The organism is Arthrobacter oryzae (assembly GCF_030812315.1).
Classification (GTDB): domain Bacteria; phylum Actinomycetota; class Actinomycetes; order Actinomycetales; family Micrococcaceae; genus Arthrobacter; species Arthrobacter oryzae_B.
In genome coordinates, this window is sequence record NZ_JAUSSM010000007.1 from 172,904 (window position 1) to 188,643 (window position 15,740).

General features: G+C 64.5%; 17 protein-coding genes. 8 read left to right on the top strand and 9 right to left on the bottom strand.

Translation table 11 applies throughout. The features are described from left to right. Positions 1 to 66: 66 nt before the first annotated feature. Together J2S97_RS15280 and J2S97_RS15285 are read left to right on the top strand one after the other, a co-directional pair. Positions 67 to 1,266, top strand: coding sequence for an allantoate amidohydrolase (locus J2S97_RS15280; RefSeq protein WP_307050795.1), 1,200 nt, complete (start codon positions 67 to 69; stop codon positions 1,264 to 1,266). Continuing rightward, a complete protein-coding gene (locus J2S97_RS15285; protein ID WP_307050796.1) occupies positions 1,263 to 2,645 on the top strand; it encodes a formimidoylglutamate deiminase in 1,383 nt (460 codons plus the stop codon). Before J2S97_RS15280 ends, J2S97_RS15285 begins: the two co-directional genes overlap by 4 nt. Here J2S97_RS15285 and J2S97_RS15290 read toward each other — a convergent pair. Continuing rightward, positions 2,642 to 3,010 (bottom strand): VOC family protein, encoded by a 369-nt coding sequence (locus J2S97_RS15290; protein ID WP_307050797.1) that lies wholly within the window; start codon positions 3,008 to 3,010, stop codon positions 2,642 to 2,644. The genes J2S97_RS15285 and J2S97_RS15290 overlap by 4 nt on opposite strands. A gap of 127 nt (positions 3,011 to 3,137) precedes the next feature. On the opposite strand from J2S97_RS15290, the gene J2S97_RS15295 reads away from it, so the two are divergent. Further along, complete coding sequence (locus tag J2S97_RS15295) at positions 3,138 to 3,518, top strand: RidA family protein (protein ID WP_307050798.1); 381 nt, start codon at positions 3,138 to 3,140, stop codon at positions 3,516 to 3,518. Between the two features lie 6 nt (positions 3,519 to 3,524). On the opposite strand, the gene J2S97_RS15300 is transcribed toward J2S97_RS15295, so the two are convergent. The 5 genes from J2S97_RS15300 to J2S97_RS15320 all read right to left on the bottom strand — a co-directional run bounded on the left by J2S97_RS15300 (position 3,525) and on the right by J2S97_RS15320 (position 7,529). Continuing rightward, entirely contained in the window at positions 3,525 to 4,373 is an 849-nt protein-coding gene (locus J2S97_RS15300; protein WP_307050799.1) for a PhzF family phenazine biosynthesis protein, read from the bottom strand. A 42-nt stretch (positions 4,374 to 4,415) separates the two neighbouring features. After that, entirely contained in the window at positions 4,416 to 4,937 is a 522-nt protein-coding gene (locus J2S97_RS15305; protein WP_307050800.1) for a group II truncated hemoglobin, read from the bottom strand. Positions 4,938 to 5,020: 83 nt separating this feature from the next. Continuing rightward, the gene (locus J2S97_RS15310) at positions 5,021 to 6,394 is read right to left on the bottom strand and encodes an FAD-binding oxidoreductase (protein WP_307050801.1); all 1,374 of its coding nucleotides are present in this window, start codon (positions 6,392 to 6,394) and stop codon (positions 5,021 to 5,023) included. Positions 6,395 to 6,516: 122 nt separating this feature from the next. After that, positions 6,517 to 6,831: an AzlD domain-containing protein gene (locus tag J2S97_RS15315; protein ID WP_307050802.1), complete on the bottom strand. Its 315-nt coding sequence runs from the start codon at positions 6,829 to 6,831 to the stop codon at positions 6,517 to 6,519. Continuing rightward, on the bottom strand, positions 6,828 to 7,529 hold the full coding sequence (locus J2S97_RS15320; protein ID WP_307050803.1) for an AzlC family ABC transporter permease: 702 nt from the start codon (positions 7,527 to 7,529) through the stop codon (positions 6,828 to 6,830). The genes J2S97_RS15315 and J2S97_RS15320 overlap by 4 nt, the downstream gene beginning before the upstream one ends. Before the next feature lie 65 nt (positions 7,530 to 7,594). Here J2S97_RS15320 and J2S97_RS15325 point away from each other — a divergent pair, with 65 nt between their 5' ends. Further along, positions 7,595 to 8,155, top strand: a complete 561-nt coding sequence (locus J2S97_RS15325) for a helix-turn-helix domain-containing protein (RefSeq protein ID WP_307050804.1) — start codon at positions 7,595 to 7,597, stop codon at positions 8,153 to 8,155. On the opposite strand, the gene J2S97_RS15330 is transcribed toward J2S97_RS15325, so the two are convergent. Then, positions 8,152 to 8,331 (bottom strand): hypothetical protein, encoded by a 180-nt coding sequence (locus J2S97_RS15330; RefSeq protein ID WP_307050805.1) that lies wholly within the window; start codon positions 8,329 to 8,331, stop codon positions 8,152 to 8,154. The two genes, J2S97_RS15325 and J2S97_RS15330, sit on opposite strands and share 4 nt — an antisense overlap. After that, positions 8,328 to 8,720: a hypothetical protein gene (locus tag J2S97_RS15335; RefSeq protein WP_307050806.1), complete on the bottom strand. Its 393-nt coding sequence runs from the start codon at positions 8,718 to 8,720 to the stop codon at positions 8,328 to 8,330. Before J2S97_RS15335 ends, J2S97_RS15330 begins: the two co-directional genes overlap by 4 nt. 295 nt (positions 8,721 to 9,015) lie before the next feature. Here J2S97_RS15335 and J2S97_RS15340 point away from each other — a divergent pair, with 295 nt between their 5' ends. The 3 genes from J2S97_RS15340 to J2S97_RS15350 all read left to right on the top strand — a co-directional run bounded on the left by J2S97_RS15340 (position 9,016) and on the right by J2S97_RS15350 (position 14,132). Further along, the gene (locus tag J2S97_RS15340) at positions 9,016 to 10,749 is read left to right on the top strand and encodes an ABC transporter ATP-binding protein (protein WP_307050807.1); all 1,734 of its coding nucleotides are present in this window, start codon (positions 9,016 to 9,018) and stop codon (positions 10,747 to 10,749) included. Further along, on the top strand, positions 10,746 to 12,791 hold the full coding sequence (locus tag J2S97_RS15345; RefSeq protein ID WP_307050808.1) for an ABC transporter ATP-binding protein: 2,046 nt from the start codon (positions 10,746 to 10,748) through the stop codon (positions 12,789 to 12,791). Before J2S97_RS15340 ends, J2S97_RS15345 begins: the two co-directional genes overlap by 4 nt. A 549-nt stretch (positions 12,792 to 13,340) precedes the next feature. Continuing rightward, a complete protein-coding gene (locus tag J2S97_RS15350) occupies positions 13,341 to 14,132 on the top strand; it encodes a hypothetical protein (RefSeq protein WP_307050809.1) in 792 nt (263 codons plus the stop codon). A gap of 96 nt (positions 14,133 to 14,228) precedes the next feature. Here J2S97_RS15350 and J2S97_RS15355 read toward each other — a convergent pair whose 3' ends face one another. Next, the gene (locus J2S97_RS15355; protein ID WP_307050810.1) at positions 14,229 to 14,492 is read right to left on the bottom strand and encodes a hypothetical protein; all 264 of its coding nucleotides are present in this window, start codon (positions 14,490 to 14,492) and stop codon (positions 14,229 to 14,231) included. Between the two features lie 655 nt (positions 14,493 to 15,147). On the opposite strand from J2S97_RS15355, the gene J2S97_RS15360 reads away from it, so the two are divergent. Then, complete coding sequence (locus tag J2S97_RS15360; protein ID WP_307050811.1) at positions 15,148 to 15,621, top strand: hypothetical protein; 474 nt, start codon at positions 15,148 to 15,150, stop codon at positions 15,619 to 15,621. Positions 15,622 to 15,740 lie beyond the last annotated feature (119 nt).

The following is a 15,740-nucleotide window of genomic DNA, read 5'->3' on the forward strand; positions in this document are numbered from 1 at the left end:
GAACCCTTGTCATTGAGTGGAAAGTGGTTTTTACTTGGTGGCAGTCCACACTATGCGGAGGTTCATTTGGAAACCGTCAATCAGCTCCTCGACTCGATCAAGGACGTGGGCCGCGACGCGGTGCGCGGAGGCTATTCCCGGGCCGTCTACTCGACGGCGGAACTCGACTTGAGGACATGGTTCATCGAACAGGCGCTCCAGCGCGGCCTGTCCGTCGAGACCGACCGCAACGGCATTATCTGGGCCTGGTGGGGCAAACCCCAGGACGGTGCCCTGGTCACGGGAAGCCATCTCGATTCAGTGCCCGGCGGCGGCGCCTTTGACGGCCCACTGGGCGTCGCATCGGCACTCGCCGCCGTCGACATCCTGATAGCCCGCGGAAAAGTGCCGAACCGGTCCCTGGCCATCACGGTGTTCCCGGAAGAGGAGGGCTCCCGCTTCGGTGTGGCCTGCCTCGGATCCCGCCTGCTCACCGGAGCCATCGACGTCGACAAGGCACGGAACCTGCGCGACGGTGACGGCAACACCTTTGCGGACGTCGCACGGTTGAACGGCCTCGATCCCAGGCACGTCGGTCCGGATCCCCAGGCCCTGGCGCGGATCGGCGACTTTGTTGAACTGCACGTGGAGCAGGGCAAGGGCCTGGGCACTGGCGGCCCGGCCATCGCCGTCGGAAGTTCCATCCTGGGGCACGGCCGCTGGAAGCTGAGCATCAGCGGCCAGGGCAACCACGCCGGGACTACCCTGATGGCGGACCGCGCGGATCCGATGGTAGCAGCGGCACAGATCATCGTCGCCGTACGCGACGCCGCCGCAGCCCAGCCGGATGCGCGTGCCACGGTGGGACGCCTGATGCCGGTGCCCGGCGGAACCAACGTCATTGCCTCCCGCGTGGACATGTGGCTCGACGCCAGGCATCCCGACGACGCCGTGACCGCCCGGCTGATCGAAACGATCTATGGCGCCGCCCGGCAGATAGCGGCCGCCGAAGGATGTTCCGTTTCCCTCACGGAAGAGTCCTACAGCGACACTGTCCACTTCCATCCCGGCCTGACCCAGCGGATCAGCCGGATCCTGCCCGACGCCCCGCTGCTGGCTACCGGAGCCGGCCACGACGCCGGGGTGCTCTCCGCGTATGTGCCGTCCGCGATGCTCTTCGTCCGCAATCCCAGCGGCATCTCGCATTCGCCGGAAGAGTATGTTGCCGACGAGGACGCCAACACCGGTGCCGGCGCCCTCGCGGATGTCCTGGATGGCCTCCTGTGACGGGTCCCGCTGTCACGGGGTTCTGGTGCGAGACGGCTGTTGTGGGCGGCGCCGGTGGCACCGGCGAAGCCGACGGCGGCCCCGCAGTGCGCGCGTCGGTGCGGCTGGACGTGCGGGACGGCCGCATCGAGCGGATCACGTCCGGCGCGGAACCGCAGCCCGGCGACCACATCCTGAAGGGCGTCGTCTTTCCGGCCGCCGCGAACGCCCATTCCCATGCCTTCCACAGGATCCTGCGCGGACGGACGCATGACGGCCGCGGTGACTTCTGGGTCTGGCGGGAGCAGATGTACCGGAGCGCGGCCGAACTGACGCCGGAAACCTACGAAAAGCTCGCCAGTGCCGTGTTCGCGGAAATGGTGGTCGCCGGCTTCAGCAGCGTTGCCGAATTCCACTACGTCCACCACCAGCCGGGCGGGGCTCCCTACGCGGAACCGCATGCCATGGAGCTGGCCCTGGCCCGGGCGGCAATGGCGGCCGGGATCCGCCTGACGCTCCTGGACACGCTGTATCTGGCGGGAGGGATCGGTACGCCGCTCAGTCCCGAACAGCAGCGGTTCGGCGACGCCAACGTCCGGGCCTGGCTGGAGAGGCTCCTTTCGCTCCGGAACGAAATCGCGCGAAGCTTTCCGGCGGAGATGGTCGGCGTGGGGGCCGCGATGCATTCCGTGCGCGGCGTGCCCGATACGGACCTGGCGGCGGTGGCCGGGCAACTGCCCGCGGATATGCCCCTTCACATCCACCTCAGCGAACAGCCGGCGGAGAACGAAGCCTGCCTGGAGGCCTACGGCGTCACCCCCGCGGGCCTGCTGGAGCGGCACGGCCTGCTGTCCGGGCGGCTCTCGGCCGTCCATGCCACGCACCTGACGTCCGGGGACGTCGCCCTGCTCGGCAATGCCGGCGCCACGGTGGTGATGTGCCCGAGTACCGAGGCCGACCTCGCGGACGGGATCGGCCCGGCCCGCGCATTGTCCGACGCCGGAGCCACCATTGCGCTGGGCACGGACCAGCACGCCGTCATCGATCCATGGATCGAAATGCGCACGCTGGAACACGGGGAACGGCTCGGTTCCGGGCAGCGCGGCAGGTTCTCTCCGCGGGAACTGCTGCGGGCCGCAACGGACGGGGCCGCCCGGTCCATGGCCACCCCCATTGCCGCGTCGGCGCTGAGGGTGGGAGCAGTCTGCGATCTGATGGCCGTTGATCCTGATTCGGCCCGCACCGCAGGTTCCAAGGCAGAGCAGTTCCCGTTCAGTGCCACGGCCAGCGATGTCACCGACGTCGTCATCGCCGGGGAACTGGTGGCCTCCAACGGCACCCACGTGCGGCTCGGCCTGCCTGGCCGCCTCCTGACGGAGGCGCTGAAGGAGTTTTCCTAGGGGCTCGTCTGTGATGCTCCGGCTGAGCGCACAACGCACCACTCGTTGCCCTCGGGATCCTGGAGCACCTGGAACGTGCCCACAGAATCCATGTGGATCTCGCCGATCCTGACGGCCCCGAGAGCTTCGGCGGCGACGGAGGCTGCCGGCACATCCTCCACATGCACGTCTATGTGGAGCCGGTTCTTCCCTTGCTTGCTCTCGGGCACCCGTTGGAAGGCCAGTCGCGTCCATCCCGGCGGATCGATGAAGGACCACGCCTCGCTTCGATGCACTGGTTCGCCACCGAGGACCGAGGACCAGAACTCCGCAAGTGCGGCCGGGTTTTGGCAGTCCACTACTACCTCATCAACGCGTCCAATCATTTTCCGAGCCTACCGCCGGCGGGGCTGGCTTTCCCGACCACGTGCCGGCAACGCGGACAACAGATCGCCTGCACGCGCTAGGGTTGCCAATACCCGTGCTTCAGACCGAGGTCGCCCGAAGGAAACCATGCCCAGCCATCACTTCAGTCCGCAGCTCCACCAGTCCGCAGCCCCGTTCTCGCACTACGTTGAACACGGAAATATCGGATACACCGCAGGCATCATCGGCCAGCGCCGCGATACCGGAGAGCTGGTCTCAGACGATGTCTCCCAGCAGTGCGACACGATGCTGACCAATCTCCAGATCCTGCTGGAGGAACAGGGGCTGACACTGAGCAATGTACTGCGCACGACTGTCTATCTGACTGATTATCAGGACTTCGAAGCCATCAACGGTGTGTATGCCCGGCGACTTCAGGAACCGTATCCTGTCCGCACCACTGTTCAGGTGGCCGGCCTTCCACTAGGGGCCAAGGTGCAGATCGAGTCAGTGGTTGCTGTTCCCTGAGTGCACCTACAGCGACACGCGGCCGCTCACCACGGTGCGGCTGGTCCCGCCAACCCAGATGTTTTCATCCTCGACGGTGACGGTCAGCAGACCGCCGCGCCCCAGGACGGTGCCTTGCTGGACGGTGTAATCGCCGTCCACCACTCCTTCACTGAGGAGCCATTGCGCGAGTCCGGCGTTAAGGCTGCCGGTTACCGGGTCCTCGGGAACACTGAACCCGGGCACGAACGCCCGGACCTCGTAGTCCGCCGGTCCTGACTCCGCGTTGCTTCCGATGACGCCAACACAGAGCTGGTCCATCAGCGCGAAGTCGGGCTGCAGCTCCAGCACCTGCTCCGCTGATTCAAGCCGGATCCCTATCCAGCCCGGGCCGTTGTCCACCCAGTTGCTGCCAAGGACATGGGCGGCGTCGATGCCCAGGCTGGCGATGGCCTGTTCCAGTACTGCCGGTTCAACCGGGCCGGACCGGACCAGCGGCGGTGCCGCAAAGGCCAGATCGGCATCGGTGCGGCGGATTTTCACCAGCCCTGCCTCGCATTCCTGCACCAGCTCCCCGTCGTGGCGGGGCTGGCCGCCCTTTTCCAGCCAGGCATAGGCAGAGCCTAGTGTGGGATGCCCGGCAAAGGGCAGTTCGGACGCCGGGGTAAAGATCCTCAGCTTGTAGTCCGCTTCCGGGTGGGTCGGCTTCTGCAGAAAAGTGGTCTCCGACAGGTTGGTCCAGTTCGCGAAGCTCTGCATCTGTTCAGCGGACAGGCCTTCGGCGTCATGCACGACGGCGACCGGGTTCCCGGCCTTGGGGCCGGGGGCAAAGACGTCTACCTGGGAGAAGGGATATTCGTTCACAACGATGGGCATGCTGGTCCGTCTCTGGATTTCGGGGAACTCCGGCGGGAGTACTTACCCGTCCACGGTAGGTGGCTGCAAAGCGCGCGCACCATAGCCAATTCCGGAAAGTGGCCTTTGTTCAGCCCTCGCCGTGAGCCCGTCCCAGGACCACTTTGGAATGCGCAGCCCGTCGGGCACATCGTCCGGGGAGCGTTGGTACCGGGACATTGTGGTGTTCGTCGCCCAGGCGAAGTAGTCGTGCAGCACCTTGCGGAGGATGTCGTCGCCTGCGAGCCCGACGTCCGTCAGGGCCTGGTCGAAGCAGGCGATGGCCCTGCGGTCCATCTCCTCGTGCGGCCCGTTGCCACTGTGTATCCGCACCACTGATGTCTCGTTCCCGTAGGAGCCCGAATAGTCCGGCGGGCCGCCCAAAGCCTCCGCCCAATAGGCGGCGAGCCGCCGGCTGTGGTCGGGATGGAATCCGTGGCTGAACGCATGGCTGACCACCTCGTCAGCCATGACCCTGGCATGCCATGCGTTGGCCAGGTTCAGGAAAAAGTCGGCACCGCCGGCAGCCTCATATACCGTCTGCATGCAGCAACGATGCCACGGCCCACGGAAGCGCGAAAGGTTCGGCATCCGGAATTCAACGGATGCCCCGGCACACGTGAGACTGGCTATACGCTCGGGCGGATGTTCTGGTTCGACCTGAAAAGGTTGGTGGGGTCGTAGGTGGCTTTGACGGCGGCAAGACGATCGTAGTTCGCCCCGTACGCGTCCCTGACCCTGCCCTCGCCTTCTTCGCCCAGATCATTGACGTATACCCCGCCCGCCGCGAATGGCCGCATCGCCTCGAAGAAGGCTCGCGCCCAGCCAACGTTGCGCTCGGTCTCGGCCGTGTCCGCCCACTGCGCCAGGATGAGGAGTTCGCTCTGGCTCCGACGATGTGGAAATGCCGTGGCCGACGGGTCAACCCGGGCGGCCAATCCGTGGAGTTGCTGCATACCGATGGCACTGACCGGTGACGGCATTTCGATCGCAAATTGCAGCAGGGTGTCGATGGCGGCATCGGTGAGATCGGTGACGAAACACGACTTCCAATAATGGTTCCGACCGGAAGGAAAGCCATCATCATGCGCGCTCTGGAGTGCAGAGTACGCCGTGGCCGCGACTGAGTCGGCAGTAGGCCCGAGGTCCCGGAGCGGCCGCAGCGCTATGTCCGCTTCAGTGTGCTTGCCGCTCCAGCAGATACCGACGCCAAAGACCGGGCGCCCCGATTCGTCACGCCCCAGACTCGCCGACATGGACAGCTCGTCGGGACAGCCAGCGGCAAAACCCGGGTAGAACTGGAGGATCTCCCTCGTGCGCTCGGCCGGGAATGAGAAACCACCGGCCAGCACCGGGCCGACAGGATGCAGCCGATAGGTAAACGAGGTAACCGCGCCGAAGTTTCCCCCGCCTCCCCGGATCGCCCAGTAGAGGTCGGTGTGCCCTTCGGGGTTTGCCGTCACCAGGTTGCCGTCGGCCGTCACGATCTCGGCTGAGAGCACGTTGTCGCAGGCGAGCCCGTGCTTGCCGTTCAGCCAGCCGATCCCGCCGCCGAGGGTGAGGCCGGCGATACCGGTAACAGATACGACGCCCAACGGTGTGGCAAGGCCAAACTGCTGGGTGGCGTAGTCGAGATCCGCCAGCAGCGCCCCGGCGCCAGCCACCGCGACGCGGCGTTCGCCATCCACCTGAACCAGGCTCATGCTTGAGCAGTCCAGCATGAGACCACCGTCGCTGACGGCGCTTCCCGCCACGTTGTGACCGCCGCCTTTGACGGAGACTGGAAGGTTGTTTGCCCGGGCGAAAGTCACCGTACGCTGGACATCCTCGGCGCCGGCGGCGCGGACAATCGCGGCCGGCCGGCGGTCGATCATTGCATTGAAGACTTTCCTGGCATCGTCGTAGGCGTGATCTCCGGGACGGAACAGCGGGCCACGGAGGGTCGCGCTCAAGTCATCCAGGCGAGCTGGGTCCAGAGACGGGGAAGGAGTTTGGATCGCCACGAACGTCACCTTTCTGGGTCCGGACGCCATCGTTCCGAAGGACATGCCGTCTCAGCGTGATCTCCTAACGTGCCATGAGAGTACGCCCCCTGCCCAGCCTGTCAATGGTCCACGGACCGTCCTCAGCCCAGGCCCGCGTACCTGAGTCCGGCGGTCACAGCGACGGCGGCCCCCACGATCACCAGGAACGGTGCCTTGATCCAGCTGAGGACAGCGGCCACCGCGGCACCGCCGATCAGTGCGCCCCCGGCCAGTTCGCCGTCGTGAAATGTGCCGGACCGGGCGGCAACCGCCGCCAGCAGCACCACGGACGCCACCTCCAGCGTCCGCTGCAGGGCCGGGGACGGCTTCCACCGCTTGCGCAGCAGCGGCCCGGTGGCACGGAAGGCGTAGGTTCCTACGGCCAGGACGGCGATCGCCGCCAGAAGTTCAGTCACGAGCTCAGCTCCCATTCGGTTGTGGCGGGACGCCAGGGGCGGGCGAAGGCAACGGCGGCAAGGGAGAGCAGCTCCGGCAGTCCGGCGGGAAGGAACGACGCCGTTGCAACAGTGATTGCCGCGCCCAGCACCACCGCGGTGGTCAGGACAGCGCCGCCCGCCCGGGCCTTCGGAATGACCAAGGCGAGGATCATGGCGGGGAAGACGGCGTCGAGTCCCCAGCGGTCCAGGTCGCCGAGGAAGGCGCCGAGCCAGGTGCCCAGGGCTGTCCCGAGTGGCCAGACCAGGACAATGCCCACCCCGCACGCCCAGAATCCGAGGCGACGCATGGCCGGGCTGCTTCCGGCGATGGCGAATGACGTGGACTCATCGTTGATGGCGTGTGCGCCGAGGATGGAGCGGAGGCCGTGGCCCATCACCGGGGCCACCTGAAAACCGAAGGGTACGTGCCGGGCATTGACCAGCAGCCCGGCCGCGGCGGCCAGCCATGGGCTGCCGCCGACTCCGATGATGGCGACGAACATCATCTCCGACGCCCCGGCCACCACTGCCACGGATAGCAGAACCGGAATCCACCAGGGCAAGCCGTAGCCGATGGCCAGGGCGCCGTAGGAGATTCCGAGGATTCCTCCGGCCAGGCAGACCACGGCCACGGAGCGCAGAAGCGAATGCAGCTCTGTTCGGTTTATCGTATCCATGTTCAATACAATGAACGCGTACACTGGTGACTGTCAAGCCGAACGATCGACCGATGGAGCGAACAGTGACCGAGCAGAGCAAAGCCCCGCTCAAGGCGATTGCGGCGGCCATCAAACGGCATCGCGAGGCCGCCGGCCTGTCGCTGACCGAAGCCGCCCGCCGTGCCCAGATCGCCAAGTCCACGCTGTCGCAGCTGGAATCCGGCGTCGGAAATCCCAGTGTTGAAACCCTGTGGGCGCTCGCCCTGGCGTTGGACGTGTCCTTCACCGACCTGGTGGATCCGCCGCGGGCGGGTGTGGTGATCATGCGCGCCGATGAGGGCGACCCAGTCCGTGCCGAGCACTCCGACTACGCCATCACCCTTCTGGCGCATGCCCCTGCAGGTTCACGGCGGGACCTGTACAAGCTGGCCGCCGGACCAGGGCCGGCCAGGGAATCGGAACCTCACACGCCCGGGACTATCGAGCACGTTATTCTCACCGCCGGCTCAGCGAAGGTCGGTCCCTCCGGGTCCCCGGCCACGCTCCACGCCGGGGATTACATCAGTTACCCGGGCGACGCGCCGCACATTTTTGAAGCGCTGGAGGCCGGGACGACGGCCATCATGGTCCACGAACACCGCTAGGAACGGGCCGCGAGCACAGCCTTAGCCGCGAACACTGCCGCAGCGACGAGCAGGATGACGGCAGAAAGCAGCGAATACCACTGACCGTCCGCTGACAAGGCCACGGAAACGGCTACCAGGGCAAAGAGCGCTGCGCTCAGTGCCCAGATGAGGGCGTTTCCCTGAAACGTTCTCATGCCCCCGCCTCGATAGGCTCGGCGCCGTCCGGGCCCGGAACCGGGGTCTCGTGCGGCGGCCGGAAGAAGGCATTGGCCGCAGGCAGCCACATCAGCACGGCACCGGCCAGAGTCAGCGTCAGGCCGACGATAACTATCGGCGAGAAATCAAACGGCGCTATCAAAACCGAAAGCCCGGCAATAACGGTCAGCACAATGCGCGCCCATCTGGCGCCGGCCAAAAGACGGACAGCAGCCCACACCTGCAGCACCACGAACGGGATCGCGAAAGCGGCCATGGCCCAGCCGACTGCTGACTGGCCGAACTCGACCCCGGCAAGTCCGAGGATCACCGGCAGGATGCCGGAAAACATTGCATTGGCCAGCCAGAACGCAGTCGACGCCCTCACCACCAACGGAATTGTGGGCGGTCCGCCACGAATCAAACGCTGTTCCCCCAAGAAGTCCCCAATCTTCAACATGCATGTCCCGCGCCCCCTCAGACGCGACTGAACGCCCAGCCTAACCGGCGATCAGGCAGACGTCTTGTCACATGCAAGGCAGCAGCCGGCCACGAGCATCACACGAGCCCCGCTTCGCCCTGAGAGGAACCCGGCTCAGCCTCAGGTTCCGGTCGTAAACTGGCCTTCGAATCTGATTGCGCGGGCTCCGGGCGGATCCCTCGCGGCGTGAGGTGGAGTCCGGATGCTCTGGAAACTGCTCGTTGAATACCTGCGGCCGCAGCGGCGGCTGCTGCTCGCCGTCGTGATTTTCCAGCTGGCGCAGTCCATCGCCTCCCTGTACCTGCCCACCCTGAATGCGGACATCATCGATGAGGGCGTGGCCAAGGGGGACACCGGCGTCATCCTCAGCCTGGGCGGCCTGATGTTGGGAATCACGCTGCTGCAGATCGCCTGCGCCGTGATCGCCGTGTACTTCGGGGCCAAGGCCGCGATGAGTGTGGGCCGGGACCTGCGCGGCGCCATCTTCTCCCGCGTCGGGGAGTTCTCCGAGCAGGAAGTCACGAAGTTCGGCGCGCCCAGCCTGATTACCCGGTCCACCAACGATGTGCAGCAGGTGCAGCAGCTGGTGCTGATGTCGGCCACCATGATGGTGGCCGCGCCCATGCTGAGCATCGGCGGCGTGATCATGGCCGTCCGGCAGGACGTGCAGCTGTCCTGGCTGATCGCCGTCGCCGTGCCCGCCCTGCTGATCGGCGTGGGGCTCATCATCATCCGGATGGTGCCGCTGTTCCGGAAAATGCAGAAGCGGATCGACACCGTGAACCGGGTGCTCCGCGAGCAGCTCACCGGCATCCGTGTGGTGCGCGCCTTCGTCCGCGAAGACATCGAAACGGCCCGGTTCGCCCGCGCCAACGAGGACGTCACGGACACCGCACTGCGGGCCGGCCGGCTGATGGCGCTCGCGTTCCCGGTGGTGATGCTGGTGCTGAACGTCTCCAGCGTGGCAGTGATCTGGTTCGGCTCGTTCCGGATCCAGGACGGCTCCATGCAGGTGGGCACGCTCATCGCGTTCCTCAGCTACCTGATGCAGATCCTGATGTCCGTCATGATGGCCACGTTCATGGCCGTGATGATCCCGCGGGCCGCCGTCTCGGCCGACCGGATCGGCGAGGTGCTGCGCACCGAGTCCAGTGTCCGGCCGCCGGCCAGCCCGGTGAGCAGCGCGGTCCGACGCGGCGAACTGGAAATGCTCGACGCCGGGTTCGCCTACCCGGGTGCCGACCAGCCCGTCCTCTCCGGGATCAGCTTCACGGCCAGGGCGGGGGAGACGACGGCGATCATCGGCAGCACCGGCGCGGGCAAGACCACCCTGGTGAACCTCATGCCGCGGCTGTTCGACGCCACCACCGGCTCCGTGCGGATCGACGGCGTGGACGTGCGCGAGCTGCACCCGGACCTGCTCTGGGGCCACATCGGGCTGGTGCCGCAGCGGCCCTACCTGTTCAGCGGGACCGTCCGCAGCAACCTGCTCTACGGCAAGCCGGACGCCACCGAGGAGGAGCTCTGGGACGCCCTGGGCATCGCGCAGGCGCGCGACTTCGTGGAGGACATGGAGGGCGGGCTGGATGCGCCCATTTCCCAGGGCGGCATCAACGTCTCCGGCGGGCAGCGGCAGCGGCTGGCCATCGCCCGGGCCCTCGTGAAACGTCCCGAGCTGTACATCTTTGACGACTCGTTCTCCTCGCTGGACACCGGCACCGATGCCCGGCTGCGCCAAGCCCTCAAGCGCAGCACCGCCGGCGCCACGCTGGTGATCATCGCCCAGCGGGTCTCCAGCATCGCGGACGCGGACCAGATATTAGTGCTCGACGACGGCAGGATCGTGGGGCGCGGAACGCACGCCGAGCTGCTGGAGACATCGGAGACATACCGGGAGATCGTGTCGTCCCAGCTGGCAGCGGAGGAGACGGTATGAGCACCCGCAACCGGCCGGCGCCGGGCGCTGCTTCTTCCAACGCTGCTGCCCCCGGCGGAACCGCACCCGGCTCGAAAACCGGGACTGCCGACGTCGTACGCATTCCCCGCCCGGGGCGTGGACCTGGCCAGGGCGGACCGTTCGGCGGGATGAACATCCCGGCGGAGAAGGCGATGAACTTCGGGCCGTCGGCGAAACGGCTGCTGGGCACGCTGCGGCCGGAGCGGGCGTGGCTGCTGCTGGTGCTGGTCATGGGCATCGCCAGCGTGGCGCTCTCGGTGATCGGGCCGCGGCTGCTGGGGGAAGGCACCAACCTGATTTTCGCTGGCGTGGTATCACGGGAGCTGCCCGCCGGGTCGAGCAAGGCGGACGTGATTGCGCAGCTGCGGGCGTCAGGGCAGAACCAGCAGGCGGACATGCTGACCCCCATGGCGCTGACGCCGGGCGAGGGGATCGACTTCACGGCGCTGTCCGGCGTGCTGCTGTGGGCGCTGGTGCTGTACGTGCTGGCGTCGGCGTTTATGTGGGTGCAGGCGTATGTGCTGAACGGGGTGGTGCAGCGGACGGTGTTCGGGCTGCGCGAGGACATCGAGGCGAAGATCAACCGGCTGCCGCTGCGGTACTTCGATTCCATCCAGCGCGGTGAGCTGCTGAGCCGGGTGACGAACGACGTCGACAACATCTCCCAGAGCCTGCAGCAGTCCATCAGCCAGGCTGTCACGTCGGTGCTGACAGTGGTGGGCGTGCTGGTGATGATGGTGATCCTCTCGCCCACGCTGGCGCTGATCGCGCTGGTGACCGTGCCGCTGACGCTGGGCATCACGGCGCTGATCGCCAAGCGCTCGCAGAAGCTGTTCGTGGCGCAGTGGAAGCACACGGGGGAGCTGAACGGGCAGATCGAGGAGACGTACACCGGGCATGCGCTGGTGAAGGTGTTCGGCCGGCAGCGCGAGGTGGAGGAGCGGTTCCGGCAGAAGAACGTGGAATTGTATGACGCGAGCTTCGGCGCACAGTTCATTTCCGGGCTGATCATGCCGGCCATGACGTTCATCGGGAACCTGGTGTACGTGGGGATCGCGGTGGTGGGCGGCCTGCAGGTGGCGACGGGGGCCATGCAGCTGGGCGACGTGCAGGCGTTCATCCAGTACTCGCGGCAGTTCACCATGCCGCTGGCGCAGCTGGGGTCGATGGCCAACCTGCTGCAGTCCGGGGTGGCGTCGGCGGAGCGGGTGTTCTCGTTGTTGGATGAGGACGAGCAGTCGCCGGATCCTTCCCCTGGCTCTTCGCCGGACGGCGGGCGGGGGCGGCTGGTGTTCGAGAACGTCTCGTTCTCCTACTCGCCGGACAAGCCGCTGATCTCGGACCTGAGCCTGGTGGCGGAGCCGGGTCAGACGGTGGCGATCGTCGGGCCGACGGGGGCCGGCAAGACGACGCTGGTGAACCTGATGATGCGCTTCTACGAGATTGATGCGGGCCGGATAACGCTCGACGGCGTGGACGTCACCGCCATGACGCGGTACGAGCTGCGCTCGCGGCTGGGCATGGTGCTGCAGGATACGTGGCTGTTCGGCGGCTCGATCCGGGACAACATCGCGTATGGCCGGCCGTCGGCTTCTGAGGACGAGATCCTGGAGGCGGCGCGGGCGACGTACGTGGACCGGTTCGTGCACTCACTGCCGGAGGGCTACGACACCGTGCTCGAGGACGAGGGCTCCAACGTGTCCGCCGGCGAGAAGCAGCTGCTGACGATCGCCCGGGCGTTCCTGGCACGGCCGTCGGTGTTGATTCTGGATGAGGCGACTTCTTCCGTGGATACCCGCACCGAGGTGCTGGTGCAGAAGGCGATGAGTGCCCTGCGGAGTGACCGTACTTCCTTTGTCATTGCGCACCGCTTATCCACCATCCGTGACGCCGACCTAATCCTGGTGATGGAGGCAGGGCAGATCGTGGAGCAGGGGACGCACGCTTCCTTGTTGGAGGCGGGTGGGGCTTATGCGCGTCTGTACGAGGCCCAGTTCGCGGCTCCGGTGGCGGAGGTCTAAGGCAACGTCAATTCCCGAGTCATACATTTCAGGCGTTCCCCCGCGGTGTTTCACCTCAGTGGCTACTGACGAGACACGGGGAAGCACTTTTCTGGACTAAGAGTCCATGATCAGTAACCAGCCGAACCATAACGATTAGACCGGCTATGAAGTCACTTAGAACAAGGGTTCTCGGCTGCACCGCATGCTAACTGTCATTCCCGCAGTGCGAATCACTAATGTTGGGGCGGGCGCGGGCGATTCGAGCTCGCGACAGGGAAACTCACCTATCGACGTCACGAGCTGAGTTCCCCTGTTGTGATCGGCCCGTCTCAAGCGAGCGCTATGCGCATATTTCCAGCGAACAGGAGTCGTGGCGTCGACGCTCGCCCCGACACGACCGAGGTTCACAGACTGTTTCGTCGACGAGGAGATCTAATCCTACCCTCCGAGTTGCCGCAAGCATCGTACGATTCGTAGGGCCAACTACACCGACCGTAGACTCTTGCCTCGCCCCTTGAGATCCGACGACGACATTCCGCCCCTGCGGCGTACTCGAAAAGGAAAAGCATGACAGGTCGCCCCTCAGAGTTGCCGTTAGCGTCCAACAAAAAGGCATTGTGGCTTCAACGAGCTTTGCTCCGGCCGGTTTGGACCATCGTCGTACTCGGGGTGATTGCCCTGACGATCGAGGTGTGCCAGCAGTGGCCGGAATTTTTCTTCCCCGGTCATGCAATCGGCGAGGTCGTACGCAATCTGGCCTACGCGCTGATCGGCGCCGTTTTGTTCAACTGGATACTCATCGAGATTCCGGCGCAGCGCCGCAGGCGTCTCGCTTATGTACGGCACCGACTGGCTCTCCAGTTTCTCGTCCAAAGTGGGCCTCTTATGCTCGCCTGGTATCGCGGTGCCGCTCAGTTACTGGGGGCGACAGAACGCAGCCTGGATGCATGGGACCGGTCGAGTATAGAGAAATATGTCCGCTCAATTTATGAGAAAACCCCGACTGTTGCCCAGGAGAGACGTCAACTACTCGGCGTAGCTATTAGCGGTATTCAATTGTCCCTGGATGGCTTAGAGGCAGCTGCTGACTTTTTCGATCCCGACGTGGCGGTAGCATTATCGATCTTTCCAGCGGCGAAAGGAATACACCAGCTGCAACCGCCGGCGGCTGGCGACCCGGAACCATGGAAGCGAGATGTTCATATTGCTTGGGAACTTCTAGAAGGAAGCAGGAGACTCTACGATGCATTGCTTTCATCTGTGCCGGACCTTGAACTTAATGTTGAAGACGGAAACGTCATTTTTTCGGACAAATCAACTTGGCATGTGAGCTTGAACGAACTGGTCCGCGAAGCTTAGCCGGTGTCACGACGACGCCAGACAGAAGGGCTGGACGTAGAAGTGCACTTCGACGTCCAGCCCTTCTGTCTAAACGTGAGCTTCAGACCTCCGAGGTTACGATGCGCCTGTTGCTCCCGTTTCCGCCACTACGGCCATTACGGCGGCCCCGGCAAGCACCACGCAGCCAAGGGCCGTGAAGACAGTCCCAGCTGTGAAAAGTTGGTGTTGCAACTTTTGCTTGTTCTTCACGCCTTCGATGGCGCAGATCAGGAGTGCGATTGCCCCGAGACCGGCAAGCAAGGCTCCAACTGCGGTTGCAGCTGTGACGCCGGCCTGTATTATCCAGTAGCCGTCCACTAAGAGAATTACGAGCGCCACCGCTGCTAGCCAACCTGCCAAGACTCTCCGGTCCCATTTTGAAGCATTGTTTTTAGGTCTGGTACTCATGTCTCCCCAATGACGTTCGGACGCCCACCTAGTCGGTGAACCACCAAAAGAGTAGCGGGGTTTAGCATCGCCGTCTCAATGCCTCGGAAAAACCGATACTAAAAGGCTACCGGCGGTGTCCAGGAACGACTTCAGCCGGACGAAGGAAGCTCATATTGTGTTCGATTAGTCGGCAGTGGTGAGGGCAAAACATCGGGCGAGTCGGGTTGAACGCGTGGATTATGGGTCTAGCGTTCTTCTGACTCCGGCCCGAGTACCCTAGCTCGGAGGCCTCGCGAAAGAAGGTTCCGCTCACTGCGTTGCGGTCGGCTTGGTTGCCTGTGGGATGCACCAGAGGACGCCCCGCGAAGCAAGTAAACACAAACGGTGTTCCATTTCATGTGGATCATAACCTTTCCAAGCCGATCCGAATGCGAGGTTTCGAAGCGTTCGTGGAGAGCCGCCGTTACGGCGTTGACGAACTCAGGTTCCGAGTCGAAATTCATGAGAACGACCGACGCTGGCTTGAGTCGCGTCTTGGGGTTCGGCAACAATTATGGCTCCCCTCGCGCGTGACAAGAACGAGGCGAGCAACGAAGGTGCGAGAATGCGAATCAGTGCTGACCATGCCTGGTTTGACGATGGTGCTCTCATTGAGGCAGAGGAGCAACTTATTATCAGAGGCGTTGGTGGGGAGCTGATTCGAGCTGAGCGGGCCCATCAATTCAGCTTTGTGCCTGACCCTCAGATCTTCATCGAGGTGGCATATCCGTTTCTGCTTTCGATAGGCTCCAGCGCAGTCTGGGATGCGATAAAGAAAGTTTTCGGTCGGCGCAGGACACCTAGCGGCGGGGACAAAAAAGCGTTGACTGCTGTCAATATCTCGATTGTCGACGGTGATTGTTCGCTCAATGCCGTCGTTACGACGAACGATGAGGCGGTGGCACAGCGCGCAGTGGAGTCACTAGATCAGGCCCTGACATCCTTCTTCCAAAACTCACCTATCTCGGCCCCTGAGGGCAATCGAAAGTCGGTAACAGTTTGGGAGGACGCAAGTCACAAATGGACTCCCCCGGCTTGACTCCTGCTGACCAGGTTTTGCCCCAGCCATCCGGGCGCAGTCTCCACCGCGTCCTAGCACGACGTTGTCGGACTCACCAAGCGCCGGACAAGCCGCTGATTTCGTCATTGTCGCTGGAG

Coding starts and splice junctions, on each gene's coding strand:
- J2S97_RS15290 (WP_307050797.1), bottom strand. CDS start 3,010: ATGATTGGACGCGTTGATGAGGTAGTAGTGGACTGCCAAAACCCGGCC.
- J2S97_RS15295 (WP_307050798.1), top strand. CDS start 3,138: ATGCCCAGCCATCACTTCAGTCCGCAGCTCCACCAGTCCGCAGCCCCG.
- J2S97_RS15300 (WP_307050799.1), bottom strand. CDS start 4,373: ATGCCCATCGTTGTGAACGAATATCCCTTCTCCCAGGTAGACGTCTTT.
- J2S97_RS15305 (WP_307050800.1), bottom strand. CDS start 4,937: ATGCAGACGGTATATGAGGCTGCCGGCGGTGCCGACTTTTTCCTGAAC.
- J2S97_RS15320 (WP_307050803.1), bottom strand. CDS start 7,529: ATGGATACGATAAACCGAACAGAGCTGCATTCGCTTCTGCGCTCCGTG.
- J2S97_RS15330 (WP_307050805.1), bottom strand. CDS start 8,331: ATGAGAACGTTTCAGGGAAACGCCCTCATCTGGGCACTGAGCGCAGCG.
- J2S97_RS15340 (WP_307050807.1), top strand. CDS start 9,016: ATGCTCTGGAAACTGCTCGTTGAATACCTGCGGCCGCAGCGGCGGCTG.
- J2S97_RS15345 (WP_307050808.1), top strand. CDS start 10,746: ATGAGCACCCGCAACCGGCCGGCGCCGGGCGCTGCTTCTTCCAACGCT.
- J2S97_RS15350 (WP_307050809.1), top strand. CDS start 13,341: ATGACAGGTCGCCCCTCAGAGTTGCCGTTAGCGTCCAACAAAAAGGCA.
- J2S97_RS15360 (WP_307050811.1), top strand. CDS start 15,148: ATGCGAATCAGTGCTGACCATGCCTGGTTTGACGATGGTGCTCTCATT.